Raw genomic sequence first — 17,895 nt, 5'->3', positions numbered from 1 at the left:
CTTTCCGCGCGTTCCGCTTCGCTACGCGCTGCCCGGGCATTCGTAGAGGCCGATGCCCTCATCGGCCCGCTGCGGAGGCTTTCATCAACCACCGGCCAGCGGCAGCGAAAAGAGAAGCTGGATGTATCCCGGACATCCCCGGGCTGAAGGGTTCCCCAAGGGCCGGGCGTTTCCGTCTCTGACCGCCGCGCGGGATTGCCAACCTTCCCCAGCCGGCGGCAGGAGGTCTGCGCCTGCGCAGACCGACCCGCCGAACATGTTTTCTTTTCCACCGGGCGCGGCGCATTTTCTTTTTGATGTCTCAAAAAGAAAATGGGGGGCGCATCCCCTGCGGGAGCGGAATCCCCCGCGGCCGCCGTTCGGCGGCCCATCCCTCTCCCCGCCGGGATGGAGGATTTTTTTCAAATCCGTGTAACGAATCCCCCGCCAGCCGGACATACCTGACAGAGAGGAGGGAGATGCCCTTGGCCAACATGGAAGAAATTTACCAGGCCCATGCCAGGACCGTCTATAAATTTCTCCTCTCCCAGTGCCATGACGCCGACCTGGCGGAGGAGCTGACCCAGGAGACCTTCTACCAGGCCGTCCGGTCCATCGACCGGTTCAACGGTTCCTGCAAGGTGTCCGTCTGGCTGTGCCAGATCGCCAAGCACCTGTGGTACCAGCACCTGCGGAAACGAAAACCGGAGGAGCCCCTGCCGGAGGACGGCCTGCCGGGCCCCTCCGCGGAGGAGGACGTGCTCACCCGGCAGGGCCATCTGGACCTGCTGCGGCAGATCCATGCCCTGCCCCCCAGCACCCGGGAGGTGGTGTACCTCCGGGCCTTCGGGGGCCTCAGCTTCCGGGAGATCGGGGACGTGCTGGGACGGACGGAGACCTGGGCCCGGGTGACGTTTTACCGGGGCAAGGAGGCACTGCGGAAAGGAGGAGCAGACCATGAAGAACATTCCTGAATTATCCTGCGCCATTGTGGAGGACCTGCTGCCCACCTATGTGGAGAGGCTGACCTCGGAGGAAACCAACATGGCGGTGGAGGCCCATCTGGCGTCCTGCCCCGCCTGTGCGGCCAAGCGGACCGCCATGGGGGCGAAGGAAACGGAAGCGGCGGGTCAAAACGCCGAAGAGACCGCCCGGGAGGTGGACTATCTGAAAAAGGTGCGGCGCAGGAACCGGCGGAGAGTATGGCTGGCGGTGGCCTGCACCACGCTGGTGCTGGCGGCAGTGATTCTTACAAAAATCTTCATCATTGGCGGGCCGGGACAAGCCAATGATGTGGGGGTTCGCCTCGTGGAAATTGTGGATGGGGACACCCTGTCTGTCAATGTGGACTGCCTGTATGCTGTCAATGCCTTCTACGGCTGGGAACAGGATGAGACAGAAGATGGGGTTGTTTCTTTCACCGCCCGTGAAGCGAGAGCCTCTTTCATTCACCCAAACGATCTAGTAGACCTTCGGGTCCCACTGGAGGGGCTTAAGGAAGTCTGGGTCTGTGGCAGGCTGGTCTGGCAGAACGGCACCACTATTCTTGAATCCACACTGTGGATCTACGACGCCCGCACCCCCTATGTAGGCGACGCCACTGCCGTGGGGAACCTGGTCCATGAGATCGGCCTCTGGCTTTCCAGTATGGAGCTCCCCTATAACTACACCATCAGCCTGCAAACCACCAGCGAGCCCTATGGCCTGACCATTCACTTCGACAGCGTCACCGCTCATGTACTGGGTGTGGAGCGCGACATCGACAAGCGGATGTATGCCATCGCTCCCTCCCTGCTGGCGCTGATCGGCAACCTGGGGCAGGTGCAGTGGACCTACGCCGCCCCGGACGGCACCGCAGTGACCCGCTCTGTGACACTGGAGGAAGTGGACCAGGCCCTGCCGGATTGGATCGAAGCCTACAATCTGGATGCCGGCGCGGATTGGACTGCCCCGGAGAGTGTCAAGGATTACGCCGCCTCACCGGCAGCCCTGCAGCAGCTGCTGGACCTGACATGTCTCGGCTTCTATGTGGTCACGGAAGAAGATGGAACCACCATTTTCACTCCGCAATTCTAAAACAGCGTCAGAAGTGCCCCGCCTCTTTCGAGGCGGGGCACTTCTACTTTGCTGATAAAAGCGGCTCACTCAATTCCCTTGCCGTTGTTCCACTTCCACTCCCGGATCTCCGGCAGGTCCACGCCGTGATCCTTGATATACTGGCGGTGCTCCACCAGCTTGTCGTTCATCCGCTGGACCAGATAGGCCCCCCGGTTACCCAGGGAGTGCAGCCGCTGGACCACGTCGATCACCAGATGGAACCGGTCGATATCATTGAGGACCCGCATGTCGAAGGGCGTGGTGATGGTGCCCTCCTCCTTGTAGCCACGGACGTGAAGATGCTTGTTGTGCCGGCGGTAGGTCAGCTCATGAATCAGCGTGGGGTATCCGTGGTAGGCGAAGATGATGGGCCTGTCCTGGGTGAAGAGCATATCGTACTCCATGTCCGTGAGGCCGTGGGGATGCTCCGTGTGGGGCTGGAGCTTCATCAGATCCACCACGTTCACCACCCGGATCTTCAGCTCTGGCAGCTCCTTCCGCAGGATCGTCACCGCCGCCAGCGTCTCCAGAGTGGGCGTGTCGCCGCAGCAGGCCATGACCACGTCCGGCTCCTCCCCCTGGTCGTTGGAGGCCCAGTCCCAGATACCGATGCCCTGGGTGCAGTGCTTCACCGCCTGGTCCATGGTGAGCCACTGGGGGCGGGGATGCTTGCTGGCCACCATGACGTTCACATAGTTCCGGCTCTTGATGCAGTGGTCGAACACGCTCAGCAGGCAGTTGGCGTCCGGGGGCAGATAGATGCGCACCACGTCCGCCTTCTTGTTTGCCACGTGGTCCAGGAAGCCGGGGTCCTGGTGGGTGAAGCCGTTATGGTCCTGCTGCCACACATTGGAGGAGAGGATATAGTTCAAAGAGGCGATATCCTGCCGCCAGGGCAGCTCGTTGCAGGTCTTCAGCCACTTGGCATGCTGGGCGAACATGGAGTCCACGATGCGGATGAATGCCTCGTAGCTGTTGAAGAAGCCGTGGCGGCCGGTGAGCAGGTAGCCCTCCAGCCAGCCCTCGCACATGTGCTCGGACAGCATGGAGTCCATCACCCGACCGTCCGGGTCCAGGTGCTCATCCGGGTCCTCATTCTCGTACCGCTCCCCCAGGAAGCGGCGGCCGGTGACCTCAAACACCGGATGGAGCCGGTTGGAGGCCGTCTCGTCCGGGGCGAAGATGCGGAAATTCCGGGATTCCAGGTTCAGCTTCATCACATCCCGGACGTAGCCGCCCAGCACCAGCATGTCCTGGGCCTCCACCTCGCCGGGGGCGGGAACCTCCACCCCGTAGTCCCGGAAGTCCGGCGTCCGCAGGTCCCGCAGCAGCAGGCCGCCGTTGGCGTGAGGGTTGGCACCCATGCGCCGGTCCCCCTTGGGGGCGAAGGAGCGCAGCAGATCCACCGGCCGTCCCTCCTCGTCGAACAGCTCCTCCGGGTGATAGCTGCGGAGCCACTGCTCCAGGATGGGCAGGTGCTTTTCCGTGTCAGGGCCCATGGAGATGGGTACCTGGTGGGCCCGGAAGCAGTCCTCCACGGGGTTGCCGTCCACCTCCTTGGGGCCGGTCCAGCCCTTGGGGGAGCGGAACACGATCATGGGCCAGCGGGGGCGGGTGGTGTCTCCCGTGGTGCGGGCGTGCTGCTGGATGCGCTTGATCTCCCGGATGGCCCAGTCCAGGGTGGCAGCCATCTGCTGGTGCATCTTCTCCGGCTCGCTGCCCTCCACAAAGCGGGGTTCCCAGCCGCAGCCGCGGAAGAACTGCTCCACCTCCTCATGGGAGATCCGGGAGAAGATGGTGGGGTTGGCGATCTTGAAGCCGTTCAAGTGCAGGATGGGCAGCACCGCGCCGTCAGTGATGGGGTTCAGGAATTTGTTGGAGTGCCAAGAGGTGGCCAGGGGCCCGGTCTCCGCCTCACCATCGCCCACCACGCAGGCGGCGATGAGATCCGGGTTATCCGCCACAGCGCCGAAGGCGTGGGCCAGAGAATACCCCAGCTCGCCGCCCTCGTTGATGGAGCCAGGTGTCTCCGGCGCCACGTGGCTGGGCACGCCGCCGGGGAAGGAGAACTGCTTGAACAGTTTCCGCATGCCGTCCTCATCCTGGGTAATGTTGGGATAGACCTCCGTATAGGTGCCGTCCAGCCAGTCCTGGGCCACCATGGCGTTGCCGCCGTGGCCGGGGCCGGAGAGGTAGATCATGTCCAGATCGTCCTTCTGAATGACCCGGTTCAGGTGGGTGTAGATGAAGTTCTGCCCCGGCACGGTGCCCCAGTGGCCCACGATGGTCTGCTTCAGGTCGGAGGCGGCCAGTGGGCGCTTCAGCAGGGGATTGTCCAACAGATACAGCTGGCAGGCGGAGAGGTAGTTGGACGCCCGCCACCAGGCGTCGACCTGTTTCAGCTGCGTCGGTGTCAACGGCGGCTTTTTAGACAGGCGTGTATTGGTTTTAGGCTTTGCTGCAATTGTCTTTTGAGAAGTCCGTGGCATATTATTGCCTCCTTTTTCTTGTTCCTTTCGCAATTAGTATATCTCTTATTTGAAAAAAGGCAAGCGAAATCGAAAATAATTTTATCTTAATTTACAATTATTTCATTTTAGCATTCCTCTTTTAGGCGTTTTACCCTTATTCTATTCCTTCCGCCGCGCTTGCGTTTTTCCGCCGGATGTGCTACTGTAACGGCATGGAAACGTATGAACTCATCCGCTCCGGCCGGAAGACCCTGGCCCTGGAGATCACAAGGGACTGCCGCGTGGTGGTGCGGGCCCCCCGCCGCCTGTCCCAGGCCCGCATCGACGACTTTGTGGCCAGTCACGCCGGCTGGATCGCCCGGCACCTGGAACAGCAGCGCCGCCGGGCTGCCCTGGCCCCCTCCGCCCCCACCCAGGCGGAGATCGGCGCCCTGAAGGAAAAGGCACGGCAGGTCCTGCCGCCGAAAATCGCCTATTACAGTGAGAAAATGGGCCTGTTCCCTACTGGCGTCAGGATCACCTCCGCCCGCACCCGCTACGGCAGCTGCAGCGGAAAGAACAGCCTGTGCTTCTCCTGTTTTCTCATGAACTGTCCGGATGCGGCCATGGACCTGGTGGTGGTCCATGAGCTGTGCCACATCCAAGTGAAAAACCACGGGCCGGATTTCTACGCGCTGCTGGAGCAGGTACTCCCCGACTGGCGGGAGCGGAAGAAGCTGCTGCGATAACGTGTAAAAGCACAAACCGGAGGCATGGCTTGGCCGTGCCTCCGGTTTATGTCTGATATTACGCCCCCACCGACGTGAGCCAGACCGCCGCCAGCAGCACCGCCAGCAACGCTGCATTCCAGGCGGTAAACACCGCCAGATACCGGGCGGGGCGGGCCCCCGGGGAGCGAAGATACAGCTTGAGCGTGATCAAACTTGCTAGGGATGCTACCGGGGTTCCCAGACCGCCGATATCCACGCCCAGCAGCAGCTCCCTCCAGTTGTCCGTGAAGCCCGACAGCAGCACCGCCGCCGGTACATTGCTGATGATCTGGCTGGTGAGCACGCCGGTCAGCAGGGTGCTGCGCTCCAGCAGACTCTGGAGAAACCCATGAACGGCAGGCAGCCGTCCCAGGTTTCCGGATACCACGAAGAAGCAGATGAAGGTGCACAACAGGCTCACATCCAGCTTCCGCAGCAGAGCAGGTTCCACTGCGGCCAGCGTCCCAAGCACCAGAACCGTCAGCAGACCATAGGGCAGAATGCGGAACACCGTCAGCAGGCACAGCAGGAACAGTGCGCCGTACAGGGCCAACTTCCCGGGCTGCCGCAGGGGCTGCGGGTGCACCGGAGGGATCTGGAGATCCCTGGGCAGGACCGGCAAGGCCGCCGCGGTCAGGCAGGCCAGACTGATCCCCGCCAGGGGCAGCACCACCGGGAAAAAATCCCCGGCAGAGAGTCCATAGGCCCCGTAAAGGTAGAGGTTCTGGGGATTGCCCACCGGCGTGGCCATGCTGCCCAGGTTTGCGGCAATGGTCTGCAGCACCAGCAGCGGCACCGCCGCGGCCCGGCAGTCCATCTGGTCCAAAAGCAGCAGCGCAAAGGGTGCAAAGGTGATAAGAGCGACGTCATTGGTCACGGCCATGGAGCAGAAAAAGGGCAGCAGCACCAGGATCACTGCCAGGGCCCTGGGTCCGGTCCCCCGGGACAGCAGATGGCCGGCCAGCCACTGGAACGCCCCGCAGGACTGGAAGCCCGCCACCACCGCCATCAGGCACAGCAGCAGGCATAGCACCCGCAGGTCGATGTAGCCCAGATAGGCGGCGTCCGGCGGCACCAGGACCATGGTGGCCAGTGCGCAAAGTGCCGCCACGGTCAGCACCGCCTCCCGCTTGAAAAATGCCAACAGTCTCATTTCCGTCCCTCCAAAGGCTGACAAAATCCGCGTTTCACCATATCACACTTTTTCCGGGAACGCAAACCTTTTTGGGGAGGCTGTGCTGTTCTACCGCAGGCAGCCCCCCAGCCGCCGGGACAGCATCCACGCCAAGGCCAGCTTCACCAGGTCCGGCACCACAAAGGGGAACACGCACATTCCCAGTGCTGCCCACAGGCCGATGGGCCCCGCCGCCCGGGCATAGGCCACCAGGAACCAGGCGGTGCCGAAGGCATAGCACACCAGCAGGCCCAGCACCATGGCCGCGGCCGTCACCGCCGGACGGTCGCCCAGCCGGGCGGTCATGCCCCAATACAGCAGGGCCGAGGCCAGAAAGCCCAGGATATACCCGCCGGTGGTGCCCAGCAGAACGCCCGGGCCTCCCTGAAAGCCTGAGAACACCGGCAGGCCCACCAGGCCCAGCAGCAGATATGCCAGGATAGCCAATGTCCCCCGCCGGCCCCCCAGGGTCCCCAGGGCTGCAAACACGCCAAAGGTCTGGAGCGTGAACGGCACTGTCAGGGGAATGTTGATCCAGGCGCACACCATCAGCAGCACTGCGAACAGGGCGGCGTACGCCAGGTCCACCGTCCGCAGCCGGGTCCTAGTCATGGAAGTCTGTTTCAAATCAGATCGCTCCTCTCCTGTGTCTGGAGGAAGTATAGCAAGGCTTTCCATAATTGTCAACCTTAAAAAAAATAAAGTTTACAATATAGATAAAAAACCAGGAGGCAGTGCCTCCCGGTTCAGCAGTCCGTGCGGGTGCAGATCTCCCGCACCTTGGCCTGAATAGCTTTCAGGTCCACAAAGGTCTCCGGCCGCTTCTCCACATCCCTCAGCAGCGCGGAGGGATGGTAGATAGCCGTCATCTGGACGCCGCCCCGCTGGAACCACTTCCCATGCTCGGCGGTGATCTTGAAGTCCTCCTTGATGATGGCCTTGGCGGCGATCCGGCCCAGACAGACAATCAGCTTGGGCCGCAGCAGCGCCGTCTGCCGCCGGAGCCAGCCGATGCAGGCGTCCTGCTCCACATTCAGCGGGTCCCGATTCCTGGGCGGGCGGCACTTGACGATGTTGGCCACATACACCTTCGTCCGGTCCAGGCCGATGATCTCCAGCATATCATCCAGCAGCAGCCCCGCCGGCCCTACGAAGGGGATGCCCTGCTCGTCCTCCCGCTGACCGGGGCCCTCCCCTACCAGCAGGATCTCCGCGTCCCGGGCACCGTCACCGAACACCACGTGGAGCCGGGTCTCCGCCAGGGCGCAGTTCCGGCATTGTCCGCAGGCCTGCTCCAGCGCCTCCCAGGTATCCGCCATCCGCCTCCCCCTCCTTCGTGCCTCTCTCCGGGGCACCACACCGGCGGCGGATGCCCCTCGGCCGCCCAGCCAAATGGCAGCGGCCTCTTTGCGGCCATTGTAACACAAAATCTTCCGCCGCGCAATGAGGTATGAATCTCTTCCGTCCGGACAGACTGGACAGGGAGAGGAGGGGGACGCTTGTCTCTGTGGCTATGGACATTTTGGACATACAGCTTTCTCGGCTATCTGCTGGAACGGGGGTACGCCATCGCCACCCACGCGGACCGGCAGGCCCGGAAGTGCTTTCTGCTGCTGCCCATGTGCCCGGTGTACGGGCTGGGGGCCCTGGCGGTGCTGGCCCTGCCGGAATCATTGAGCGGCAGCTTCTGGTCTCTGGCCCTGTGGGGCGGTCTGGCGGCCACAGCAGTGGAGTATGCCGTACACGTTCTCTATGACCGTCTGCTGGGTGTGCGGTTCTGGGACTACTCCCAGGTCCGGTGGAATCTGCGGGGCCGGGTCTGCCTGCCCTTCTCCCTGGCCTGGAGCCTGCTGGTGGCAGCAGGGCTGCCGGTGATCCAGGCGGCGATAGCCCCGGCGCTGGCCGCCGTGCCGCCAACCGCCACCTATGCCGCGCTGCTGGTGTTCACCGCCGACACAGTGGTCTCCCTCCAGCTGCTGCGCCGGGCAGGAGATCCCGCAGTGCTGTCTCTGGGAAATCTGCGGGCTGCGTAAGAAGCCGGGCATGGGGAAACGTCCATGCCCGGCTTCCTTTTGCGTCCGGCCGGTCACTGTTCCGGCAGGTGGGCCTCCAGCCAGTGCGCCACGTCCGCATAGACCTTCTCCCGGCCCGTCTCCTGGAGGATCTCATGCCGCAGGCCCTGATAAAGCCTGATCTCCACGTCCCGGACACCGGAGCGGCGGAAGCTGCGGTACGCCCGCCGGACACCCTTGCCCATGTCCCCCACCGGGTCGTCCTGCCCGGAGAGGAAGAGGACCGGGGTATTCCGGTTCATCCGCTTCAGGTTCTCTTGCTTCTCAATGCAGGCGATCCCCCGCAGCATCTCCCGGAAGAGTCCGATGGTGGGGTCCCCTCCGCAGAGGGGATCCGCAAGATACTGGTCCACGTTCTCCGTGCTGGCGGAGAGCCAGTCGTATCCCGTGCGGTTGGGGGCAAATTTCTGATTGTATGCCTCGAAGGCCAGCTTGTTCACCAAGGGGCTGGAATGGCGGTCCCCTACCTTTCTGGCCTCCCGGGCGGCCAGGACGCGGCCCGCCGCCACCAGCGCCGGGGGCATCTGCCCCGTGCCCATCAGGATGGCTCCGGCCACGGTGCCGGGGTAGCGGATCAGATACGTCCGGGCCAGGAAGGACCCCATGGAATGCCCCAGCAGGAACACCGGAAGGCCGGGGAACCGCTGCCCCGCCAGCTCCCGCCGGGCATAGAGGTCCTGCACCGCCCAGTCCCAGCTGCCCCTGGGTCCGAAGTACAGCCGGGGCGCCCCTGCCGCCACGGAGAAACCGTGTCCCAGGTGGTCGTGGCCCGCCACGGCAAAGCCCCGCTCCGTCAGGTAGGCCGCCAGGGGCTCATACCGCAGGATGTGCTCCGACACGCCATGGGAGAGCACCAGAACCGCCCGGGGTGCCATGTCCGGCGTCCACTCCACCGCATGGATGCCGGTCCGCCCGTCTGCGGAGGGGAAGGTAAATTCGTTTCTCACCATGGAAAAATCATCCTCTCTGTGCTATACTGTGTGCCATCAGGCGTAGGATGCCTGCTTTCTGGGTCGATGATACCACACTTCCGTCACAAACGCCAGAGGAGGCCGCATTCATGGAAACATACATCGCTGCCCTGGACCAGGGAACCACCAGCTCCCGGGCCATCCTGTTCAACCGGGCCGGGGAGATCGTCTCCCGCGCCCAGCACCCCTTCCGCCAGATCTACCCCCAGCCCGGCTGGGTGGAGCACGATCCGCTGGAAATCTGGGCCACGGAGAAGCGGGCCCTGGCGGAGGTCGTAGGCGCCGCCCACATCGACCCCAAGCGGATCGCCGCCCTGGGCATCACCAACCAGCGGGAGACCACCATCCTCTGGGACCGCTCCACCGGGCAGACGGTCTGCAACGCCATCGTATGGCAGTGCCGCCGGACCGCTCCCCTCTGCGACACGCTGAAGGCCGACGGCCTGGGCCCCCTGGTGGCGGAGCGGACGGGCCTGCTGATCGACGCCTACTTCTCCGGCACCAAGATCCGGTGGCTGCTGGACCACGTCCCCGGCGCCCGGGAACGGGCGGAGCGGGGGGAGCTGTGCGCCGGCACGGTGGACAGCTGGCTCATCTGGAACCTCACCGGCGGGGCAGCCCACGTGACAGACTACTCCAATGCCTCCCGGACCATGCTGTTCAACATCCACACCCTCCAATGGGACGAGGCGCTTTGCCGGGCGCTGGGCATCCCCGCTTCCCTGCTGCCGGAGCCGCTGCCCAACTGCCATCTCTACGGCCGTGTGGCCCCGGACATTCCCGGACTGGAGGATCTGGCGGGCATCCCCATCTGCGGCAGCGCCGGGGACCAGCCGGCGGCCCTGTTCGGCCAGGCCTGCTTCACGCCGGGCCAGGCGAAGAACACCTACGGCACCGGCTGCTTCACGCTGATGAATGTGGGCGGTGAGCCGGTGGCCTCCCAGTCGGGACTGGTAACCTCCGTGGCTTGGTCCCTGGGGGGCGAGACTACCTATGCCCTGGAGGGCAGCGTGTTCAACGCCGGCAGCACCATCCAGTGGCTGCGGGATGAACTGGGGCTCATCTCCTCCGCCCCGGAGTGCGACCGGCTGGCGGAGAGCGTGCCGGACGCCGGAGGCGTCTACGTGGTGCCCGCCTTCACCGGCCTGGGCGCCCCCTACTGGGACATGTACGCCCGTGGCACCATCGTGGGGCTGACCCGTGGCACCACCAAGGCCCACATTGCCCGGGCGGTGCTGGACGCCATCGCCTTCCAGGTGACGGATCTGGTGCAGGCCATGAACGCCGACGCCCCTTGCCCCATCACCGCATTACGGGTGGACGGCGGTGCCTCCGTCAGCGACATCATGATGCAGACCCAGGCGGATCTGCTGCGACTGCCGGTGGACCGCCCCGCCCAGGTGGAGACCACTGCCTTCGGCGCTGCGGCCCTGGCGGGGCTGGCGGCCGGAGTGTGGGGCAGTCTGGAGGAAGTGGCTGCCCTGCGCCGCAGCCAGCACGTATTTCTGCCCCAGCGGCCCCAGGCCGCCTGCGAGGCCCAGTACCGCCTGTGGCGCCGGGCAGTGGACCGGGCGTTGCGGTGGATTGAAAACGATGTGTAAACAAATCCGGAATTTGTTGCGTTCAGTGGAAAAGTGCGCTATACTGAAGCCAAGTGAGAGGCATGAAACGGAAATGAAGACGATCAGTGCGGCGTTTGGTCCGCAGGTGAAAGGAGTTTATCGACATGGCTTTTTTTGAGGATCTGACCAAAAAGACAAAGGACCTGGCCTACGTGGCCGCCGACAAGGCCAAGGATGTGGCCGCCGTGGCAGCGGATAAAGCCAAGGACGCGGCGGAGCTGACCCGCATCTCCATGGCCATCGCCGGGGAGCAGCGGGAGATCGACAAGAACTACCGCACCATCGGCGAGTGGTTCGTCAGCGAGTACGAGGGGGAGATCCCCGACGCCGTCCGGGACCTGGTAGAGGCCGTCAACACCTCTAAGGCCAAGATCGCCGAGCTGGAGGCCAGCAAACCCCGTAAGGACGATGGCGCCGAGGTTGAGGCAGCGGCTCCCGCCCAGAAGATCTGCCCCATCTGCGGCGCGGCCTCTGACAGCAAGTTCTGCCCCCAGTGCGGCGCCCCTATGGGTGACTGAGTTCCCGCCATAACAAAGACAAGCCCGCCGGCCTGATGGCCGGCGGGTTCTCTTTCTCTTTCAAAAGGTCAGGCGCATGTCATACCATACCACGCCGCCGTGGGTGGACTGGGAGACGCCCTCGTTCACAAAGCCGAATTTTTCGTAGTAGTGGACCAGCTTGTCCTTACAGGTGAGGACGCAGCCGCGTCTTCCCTGGGCCCGGGCGTCGGCGATCACCCGCTCCAGCACCCGCCCGGCACAGCCCCGGCGGCGGTAGGCCGGCAGGGTGTTGACGCCGAAGATCATCTGCCAGGCGCCGTCCTCGTCGTGGAGGGCGGCGTTTTCATACATCTCGTCCCGGAGCGTGGGCTCGTCGGTGGTCATGCCGTCCACAAAGCTCACCACCGTGCCGTCGTCCTCCTCCAGGATCCAGAAGTGGTCTGCGTAGTAGGCCAGACGGTCTGTGATCTCCGCCGCCGTGGCAGCCTCCGCTGGTGGGAAGCAGGCGGCCTCCACCGCCGCCAGGGCAGCCGCGTCCGCCAGAGAGGCAGTCCGAATGTGCATGAAAAAATCCTCCTCATTTCAAATAACGGTAAGTCAGCAGCAACCGGGCGGTGCCGTTGAACTGGTTTTCCAGCCAGAAGGGCTGATCCGCCGCGAACCGCAGGGCGTCCCGCTCCAGCAGCTGGAAGTCCTGCCCCTCCGCGTGGAGCAGCACCGTGCCGGAGAGGCTGGTGGCCAGGCACACGCAGCCGGGCACCATGGGCTCCGGCGCGTACCGGCCGCTGATGTACAGGTCCAGAAAGAACGTCTCCTGCCGCAACACGTCGTCATAGGGCAGCGAGGGCCGCAACAGCGCCTTGCCCCCATCCAGCCGGGCGGCCTTGTTGTCCAGCTCCCGCAGGAGCAGCAGCGGCTCGAAGTCGTCGTTCTCCAGCAGCACCTCCGCCGGGACCTTTAATGCCCCGGCCAGCTTGCCCAGCAGCCCCACAGAGGGGTTGGCCTCCCCCCGCTCGATCTGCCCCAGCATAGAGCGGGACACGCCGGCCTCCGCTGCCAGCCGCTCCATACTGAGCTTCTTGCTCTTGCGGATGCGCTTGAGATTCTCCCCCACCGCCCGGGTCAGCTCCATGGCGCGATCTCCTCTCTCGGCCAAAAAGGCCACTATGTTGCACAATAGCGGTTCTATAGTATCCGGTTTGTCGGATTTTGTCAAGAGGAAAGCGGGACAGCCCTGCTGCCCCGCCTGTTACAGCTCCTCCTGAAAATCCACATCAATCGGCTGGGAGGAAGCCTGTGGTTTGTTTTTTTTCCAGATTACGATAATAATCTGTGCTACTCATTGGGAGCGTTTTCAGATAGTTTTGCAGTTTCTTGGACATCGGCAGAAATGTGACCAAGGTAATCCCGCCGGAGAGAATGCCCCCTACAATAGGGATTGCTTTTGGGACGGTAGTTGAGAATGTTTTTGTGGTGATGCGGATCCCCAAAGCCTGCATGACCTTTTTCACAAGCGGGTAAATCGTCCCCTTGGTCAGTGCCGTGTTCAAGAGGCGTCTTTCAAGACTGACCGCTGCTGTCTGGGACACCTTTGCAATTGCTTTTCCAGCCCCCTGTGCTCCAAACATAACGCCAATAAATAGCGTGAGCAAATTAGTTGTCGCGTCATCCAAATCTCCGGCGTTCCCATCCAGCAAGTTCTGCCAGCCATAGAGATACGCCAACTTTTGCAGGATACGCAGGATATGTCCGAAATATTGGACTAAGTCGGCCGGTACTGTTCCAACCATTGCAAGTCCGCCAGGGAGTCCTGCCGCCGTGGAAAGAGCAGTCACTCTGGTAGTTTCGTTGGAAATGCAGCTGTTGGCGATTTGGTCAATGATTTTCTGATCAATCTGCGCCTGGGCCGGGTTTTTCATCAGAGCGGCTTCCACAATATCCGCAGGACAATATTTGCTCAGTTCCCGCCGCAAAAACGTCTCTCGGTCAATTCGTACCCCGGGAAGTTTGATGGCCGTTGACAGCACTTGCTGAAAGGCCTGTTCTCCCTTTTCCTTTGTCAGTTCCATAGTGCTCAAATCATTCTCCTCCTTCGCTGCCATTTTCGGCACGTGTCTTCTCATTTATCATAATTGCAATTTATTAATTTGTAAATATAAATTAATAAATTGTTTATGCAAATGAAAAAGCCGTATACAATAACGTATACGGAGGGCGGGCCATGTCACATTCGATCCCCATTGACAAGAAAAACTATCCCCAGTATATCAAACTGGGATTGAATATTGCCTATTACCGCAAGCTGGCCGGATTTACCCAGGAACAGCTGGCGGAGGCCTGCGGCATCAGCCGCACTCATATCAGCAACATTGAGGCACCCAACATGATCAAATCGATCTCTTTGGAAACCCTGTTCAATATTGCTCGGGCATTACATGTCAGTGCCAGCAAACTCTTGGAATTTCGAGATTGAAAAATACCGGCCGGAAACCTATGTTTCCGGCCGGTATTTCAATATTCAAACTCTCTTCCAGCTTGCGCCGCCCTTGGTGTCGATGATCTCGATGCCCTGGGCTTTCAGCTCATCCCGGATGCGGTCCGCCTCTGCGAAGTTCTTCGCCTTCTTCGCCTCGTACCGCGCCAGCACCAGCGCGTCGATGGCCGGGTCCCCCTCGCCGGTGACGGTGTAGCCGCTCTCGGTCTGGGTGGTCTTGGCCTGGGCGGCCTCCGCCCGCTTGGCCGCCGCCTTCTCCAGCAGACCCAGGGACAGCACGCTGTCAAAGTCCCCGATCAGGGCCAGCTTGGTGGCGTCGTTGGTCTTTGCCTTCAGCACGTCGAACAGGGCCGTCACGCCCATGGAGGTGTTCAGGTCGTTGCCCATCTGCTGCCCGAACTTCTCCCGGTAGGGCTTCATGGCCTCCTGGTCCACCGGACCGTCCGCCGGGTCTAGGGCCGCGATGCGGGCGATCAGCTTGGTGTAGGCCGCCGCCGCGTTGTCCAGGTTCTCCCAGGTGAACACCAGCGCCTTGCGGTAGTGGCTCTGGAGGCAGAAGTACCGGTAGGCCAGGGGGTCATAGCCCTTCTGCTCCAGCAGGGACACAGTGAGAAACTCACCCTTGGACTTGGACATCTTGCCGTCCGAGGTATTCAGGTGATGGACGTGGAACCACTGGGGGCACCAGGGATGGCCCAGGTAGCTCTCGCTCTGAGCGATCTCGTTAGTGTGGTGGGGGAAGGCGTTGTCCACGCCGCCGCAGTGGAGATCCAGATACTCCCCATTGTACTTCAGGGAGATGCCAGAGCACTCGATATGCCACCCCGGATACCCTACGCCCCAGGGGGAATCCCACTTCAGGGCCTGGTCCTCGAACTTGCTCTTGGTGAACCAGAGGACGAAGTCGTTCTTGTTGCGCTTGTTGGGATCCTCCTCCACGCCCTCCCGGACGCCTACGGCCAGGTCCTCCTCGTCGTGGTCGTTGAAGACGTAGTACCGCCCCAGCTTGGAGGTGTCGAAGTACACGTTGCCGCCGGCGAAGTAGGCATAGCCGGTATCCATCAGCTTGGAGACGATCTTGATATACTCGTCGATGCAGCCGGTGGCGGGCTGGACCACATCCGGCGTCTTGATATTCAGCCTGCGGCAGTCCTCAAAGAAGGCATCGGTGTAGAACTGGGCGATCTCCATGACCGTCTTGTGCTCCCGCTTGGCGCCCTTGAGCATCTTGTCCTCGCCCTCATCGGCGTCGGAGGTCAGGTGGCCCACGTCGGTGATGTTCATCACCCGGTGGACATCATAGCCAGTCCAGCGGAGGAACTTCTCCAGCACGTCCTCCATGATATAACTGCGCAGGTTGCCGATGTGGGCGAAGTGATACACTGTGGGGCCGCAGGTGTACATCTCCACGCGGCCGGGGGTGTGGGTCTTGAACTCCTCTTTCTTGTGGGTGGCCGAATTGTACAGGTACATAAACACTGCTCCTTTTACGTTTCCGAACCGGCGGATTCCTCCCGCCGGCTCTTGAGATATTGTTCATCCATGAGTTTTTCCAAAAATTCCAGACGGGATAAGGCTGCATTCAACTTTTCCTCTACGGGGTCCCGGACGCTGATCTGGTCCACCTCGTCGGCGAAGGTGGCGATCTTTCCGGCCACTCGGACCACATGGGCGGGGACGCCCACGGCGGTGCAGTCCTCCGGCACCGCGCTGAGGACCACGGCGCCCGCGGCAATGCGGGCGTTGTCCCCCACGGTGAAGGGGCCCAGTACCTTGGCGCCGGAACCCACCATCACATTGTTGCCCAGGGTGGGGTGGCGCTTGCCCTTGTCCTTGCCGGTGCCCCCCAGGGTCACCCCCTGGTAGAGCAGACAGTCGTCTCCGATCTCCGCAGTCTCGCCGATGACAATGCCCATGCCGTGGTCGATCACCAGCCGGTGGCCGATGGTGGCGCCGGGGTGGATTTCAATGCCGGTCCAGAACCGGCTCCACTGGGAGACGCACCGGGCCAGAAAGAATCGATGATGCCGGTACAGCCAATGGGCCACCCGGTGGTACAGAACGGCATGGACACCAGGGTACAGGAGAAAAATCTCCAGCTTGCTGCGGGCCGCGGGGTCGCGGCGCTGGTAGGCGGCCAGCAGGCCGCCCAGTCGGGTTACTCGTTTTGCCATATCGAATTGCTCCTTGTGCGGATCGGGAGGCCATGAAAAACGCCTCCCGTACCAAGGTACGAGAGGCGACGGATCGCGGTTCCACTCTCTTTTATCACTCAAGGAGGCCCGTTGACGCTGGCCAGACGGAGGGCTTCCACATCCCCCGCGCTCCCGGGCGCACGTTCACAGCTCCCGCCGCAGGCGCGCTTGCAGCCGGTGACGCGCCCTCTCTGTTCTTTGGAAGTGCTGTTACTCTTCCCGATCAACACGCTATTCCATTTACGCTTTGTATCTTAACAGGATTTGAGAGAGGTGTCAAGAGACAACTTCACGCAGGAATATCCCGGCCCTGCGCCCTGCGCCTTGACAGCGCACCTGCTTCTCCATACAGAATATGCCGGAATGTGGAAACCGTCCCCCCTGTCAACAGGCGGTTGACAAAATTCCAATGGCTGTCGCTTGCCAAGCGCCCGCCTTTTCGGTATGATGGGACCAAAGAAAAGGAGGGGATACTCCATGGAATTGAAGGACCGTATCGCTGCCGTCCGCAAAGCGGCAGAATTGACCCAAGAGCAGCTGGGCGAGCTGCTGGGTGTCACCCGGCAGGCCGTCAGCAAGTGGGAGAGCGGCCAGACCACGCCGGACGCCGCCACCATCGCCGCGCTGTGCGAAAAGCTCCATGTGTCGGCCGACTATGTGCTGTTGGGAAAGGAGCCGGGGGAGGGACAGACCGCCGCCTATGAGCCGCCGGACACCTGTCCCTGCTGCGGGCGGAAGGTCTCCGGCAGCATCTGTCCGGAATGCGGCTATCAGTTGCCCAATCATCCGCCCCGTGGGCCCCAATACGCTGTCGTTGCCACCCGCCCCGGCTTTGTGCAGAGCACGGAGTCGTCTGCCCAGCTGGTGAAATACTGCGGCTTCACCCAAGAGGATGCCAACAATGCCATCGCCCACTATGTGAACAACCAGTCCCGCATCCTGCTGCGGCGGGGACTGGTTGACAGTGCGGCCCAGTACATTGCCGCCCATCTGGACCAGGATTTCTTCTGCCCGCAGATCGTAGTGGACTGCGGGGAATCCGAGGAGGCGCTGCTTTACAAACCCAAAGCCTTCGAGACACCGTCTCCCGTCAAGAGTCAAGAGGGCATCGGCTTCTGGGGCGTGGTGGGTGCTGTCATCGTGGCCCTGCTGATCCTCTCGTTCTTCTGATGGTGGACCGGTCCTTTCTGCGGCGGTACGCCGCCTCCGGCGCGGTCATCGCCGGGCTGTATCTCCTGAACCGCTTTCTTTTGGTCCCCCTGACCAGCTGCCGCCTGCTGGCCTGGCACGGGGCGGACTTCCTGGCCGGCGGCTTGATGCTGTGCCTGCTGAACGGTCTGCTGTGTCTCACCCGCCGGCGGCCGGTGGAGCGGGCCCTGCCTGCCTCGCTTTTCCTGCTGGCCTGCGGCCTTTTCTGGGAAGTGCTCACGCCCCTGTACCTGCCCCGATCCGTGGGCGACCTCCGGGATGTACTGGCGGTGTGGCTGGGGGGCGTGGCTCTGCTGTCCCTCTGGCGGGTGTGGGACCGGCTGGGGCCTGGAAGCTGAACATGTCAAAACGCCCCCGGCGGG

19 protein-coding genes are annotated in these 17,895 nt (G+C 62.5%); 9 read left to right on the top strand and 10 right to left on the bottom strand.

The annotated features are described in order from the left end of the window. Positions 1 to 473: 473 nt before the first annotated feature. Together HMPREF1546_RS06445 and HMPREF1546_RS06440 are read left to right on the top strand one after the other, a co-directional pair. Positions 474 to 953, top strand: coding sequence for a sigma-70 family RNA polymerase sigma factor (locus tag HMPREF1546_RS06445; protein ID WP_309452317.1), 480 nt, complete (start codon positions 474 to 476; stop codon positions 951 to 953). After that, positions 937 to 2,055, top strand: coding sequence for a DUF4825 domain-containing protein (locus HMPREF1546_RS06440; protein WP_021749602.1), 1,119 nt, complete (start codon positions 937 to 939; stop codon positions 2,053 to 2,055). The genes HMPREF1546_RS06445 and HMPREF1546_RS06440 overlap by 17 nt, the downstream gene beginning before the upstream one ends. Before the next feature lie 65 nt (positions 2,056 to 2,120). Here HMPREF1546_RS06440 and HMPREF1546_RS06435 read toward each other — a convergent pair whose 3' ends face one another. Then, entirely contained in the window at positions 2,121 to 4,565 is a 2,445-nt protein-coding gene (locus HMPREF1546_RS06435) for a phosphoketolase (RefSeq protein WP_051319967.1), read from the bottom strand. Between the two features lie 194 nt (positions 4,566 to 4,759). Between HMPREF1546_RS06435 and HMPREF1546_RS06430 the strand changes: the two genes are divergently transcribed. Next, positions 4,760 to 5,275, top strand: a complete 516-nt coding sequence (locus tag HMPREF1546_RS06430; protein ID WP_021749604.1) for a M48 family metallopeptidase — start codon at positions 4,760 to 4,762, stop codon at positions 5,273 to 5,275. 58 nt (positions 5,276 to 5,333) lie between these two features. Here HMPREF1546_RS06430 and HMPREF1546_RS06425 read toward each other — a convergent pair whose 3' ends face one another. The 3 genes from HMPREF1546_RS06425 to HMPREF1546_RS06415 all read right to left on the bottom strand — a co-directional run bounded on the left by HMPREF1546_RS06425 (position 5,334) and on the right by HMPREF1546_RS06415 (position 7,789). Further along, entirely contained in the window at positions 5,334 to 6,449 is a 1,116-nt protein-coding gene (locus HMPREF1546_RS06425; protein ID WP_021749605.1) for an SLC13 family permease, read from the bottom strand. A gap of 90 nt (positions 6,450 to 6,539) precedes the next feature. Then, positions 6,540 to 7,097 carry a biotin transporter BioY gene (locus HMPREF1546_RS06420; RefSeq protein WP_349134327.1) on the bottom strand — a complete coding sequence of 186 codons (558 nt, stop codon included), beginning with the start codon at positions 7,095 to 7,097 and terminating at the stop codon, positions 6,540 to 6,542. 119 nt (positions 7,098 to 7,216) lie between these two features. Continuing rightward, a complete protein-coding gene (locus tag HMPREF1546_RS06415; RefSeq protein ID WP_021749607.1) occupies positions 7,217 to 7,789 on the bottom strand; it encodes a uracil-DNA glycosylase family protein in 573 nt (190 codons plus the stop codon). A gap of 180 nt (positions 7,790 to 7,969) precedes the next feature. On the opposite strand from HMPREF1546_RS06415, the gene HMPREF1546_RS06410 reads away from it, so the two are divergent. Beyond that, complete coding sequence (locus tag HMPREF1546_RS06410) at positions 7,970 to 8,503, top strand: putative ABC transporter permease (RefSeq protein WP_021749608.1); 534 nt, start codon at positions 7,970 to 7,972, stop codon at positions 8,501 to 8,503. Positions 8,504 to 8,556: 53 nt separating this feature from the next. Here the strand turns inward: HMPREF1546_RS06410 and HMPREF1546_RS06405 are convergent, their stop codons facing one another. After that, a complete protein-coding gene (locus HMPREF1546_RS06405) occupies positions 8,557 to 9,492 on the bottom strand; it encodes an alpha/beta hydrolase (RefSeq protein ID WP_021749609.1) in 936 nt (311 codons plus the stop codon). A gap of 110 nt (positions 9,493 to 9,602) precedes the next feature. On the opposite strand from HMPREF1546_RS06405, the gene glpK reads away from it, so the two are divergent. Together glpK and HMPREF1546_RS06395 are read left to right on the top strand one after the other, a co-directional pair. Further along, positions 9,603 to 11,114 carry a glycerol kinase GlpK gene (gene glpK, locus HMPREF1546_RS06400; RefSeq protein WP_036630533.1) on the top strand — a complete coding sequence of 504 codons (1,512 nt, stop codon included), beginning with the start codon at positions 9,603 to 9,605 and terminating at the stop codon, positions 11,112 to 11,114. Positions 11,115 to 11,239: 125 nt separating this feature from the next. After that, positions 11,240 to 11,653, top strand: coding sequence for a zinc ribbon domain-containing protein (locus tag HMPREF1546_RS06395; RefSeq protein ID WP_021749611.1), 414 nt, complete (start codon positions 11,240 to 11,242; stop codon positions 11,651 to 11,653). Between the two features lie 60 nt (positions 11,654 to 11,713). On the opposite strand, the gene HMPREF1546_RS06390 is transcribed toward HMPREF1546_RS06395, so the two are convergent. From HMPREF1546_RS06390 to HMPREF1546_RS06380, 3 genes are all read right to left on the bottom strand, one after another. Next, positions 11,714 to 12,199 (bottom strand): GNAT family N-acetyltransferase, encoded by a 486-nt coding sequence (locus HMPREF1546_RS06390; RefSeq protein WP_021749612.1) that lies wholly within the window; start codon positions 12,197 to 12,199, stop codon positions 11,714 to 11,716. A 13-nt stretch (positions 12,200 to 12,212) separates the two neighbouring features. Further along, a complete protein-coding gene (locus HMPREF1546_RS06385) occupies positions 12,213 to 12,767 on the bottom strand; it encodes an XRE family transcriptional regulator (RefSeq protein WP_021749613.1) in 555 nt (184 codons plus the stop codon). Between the two features lie 142 nt (positions 12,768 to 12,909). Continuing rightward, positions 12,910 to 13,704 (bottom strand): hypothetical protein, encoded by a 795-nt coding sequence (locus HMPREF1546_RS06380; protein WP_051319970.1) that lies wholly within the window; start codon positions 13,702 to 13,704, stop codon positions 12,910 to 12,912. A gap of 152 nt (positions 13,705 to 13,856) precedes the next feature. Between HMPREF1546_RS06380 and HMPREF1546_RS06375 the strand changes: the two genes are divergently transcribed. After that, positions 13,857 to 14,108: a helix-turn-helix domain-containing protein gene (locus tag HMPREF1546_RS06375; RefSeq protein ID WP_021749615.1), complete on the top strand. Its 252-nt coding sequence runs from the start codon at positions 13,857 to 13,859 to the stop codon at positions 14,106 to 14,108. A 45-nt stretch (positions 14,109 to 14,153) separates the two neighbouring features. Here HMPREF1546_RS06375 and cysS read toward each other — a convergent pair whose 3' ends face one another. Then, complete coding sequence (gene cysS, locus HMPREF1546_RS06370) at positions 14,154 to 15,602, bottom strand: cysteine--tRNA ligase (RefSeq protein ID WP_021749616.1); 1,449 nt, start codon at positions 15,600 to 15,602, stop codon at positions 14,154 to 14,156. A 14-nt stretch (positions 15,603 to 15,616) separates the two neighbouring features. Continuing rightward, a complete protein-coding gene (gene epsC, locus HMPREF1546_RS06365; protein WP_021749617.1) occupies positions 15,617 to 16,303 on the bottom strand; it encodes a serine O-acetyltransferase EpsC in 687 nt (228 codons plus the stop codon). Between the two features lie 498 nt (positions 16,304 to 16,801). Here epsC and HMPREF1546_RS06360 point away from each other — a divergent pair, with 498 nt between their 5' ends. Continuing rightward, complete coding sequence (locus HMPREF1546_RS06360; protein WP_051319966.1) at positions 16,802 to 17,494, top strand: helix-turn-helix domain-containing protein; 693 nt, start codon at positions 16,802 to 16,804, stop codon at positions 17,492 to 17,494. Then, a complete protein-coding gene (locus HMPREF1546_RS06355; RefSeq protein WP_021749620.1) occupies positions 17,494 to 17,871 on the top strand; it encodes a hypothetical protein in 378 nt (125 codons plus the stop codon). The genes HMPREF1546_RS06360 and HMPREF1546_RS06355 overlap by 1 nt, the downstream gene beginning before the upstream one ends. Positions 17,872 to 17,895 lie beyond the last annotated feature (24 nt).

Source organism: Oscillibacter sp. KLE 1745 (assembly GCF_000469445.2).
GTDB classification, from domain to species: domain Bacteria; phylum Bacillota; class Clostridia; order Oscillospirales; family Oscillospiraceae; genus Oscillibacter; species Oscillibacter welbionis.
The sequence above is the reverse complement of the archived record's forward strand: the minus strand, read 5'-3'. Positions and strand labels throughout refer to the sequence as shown.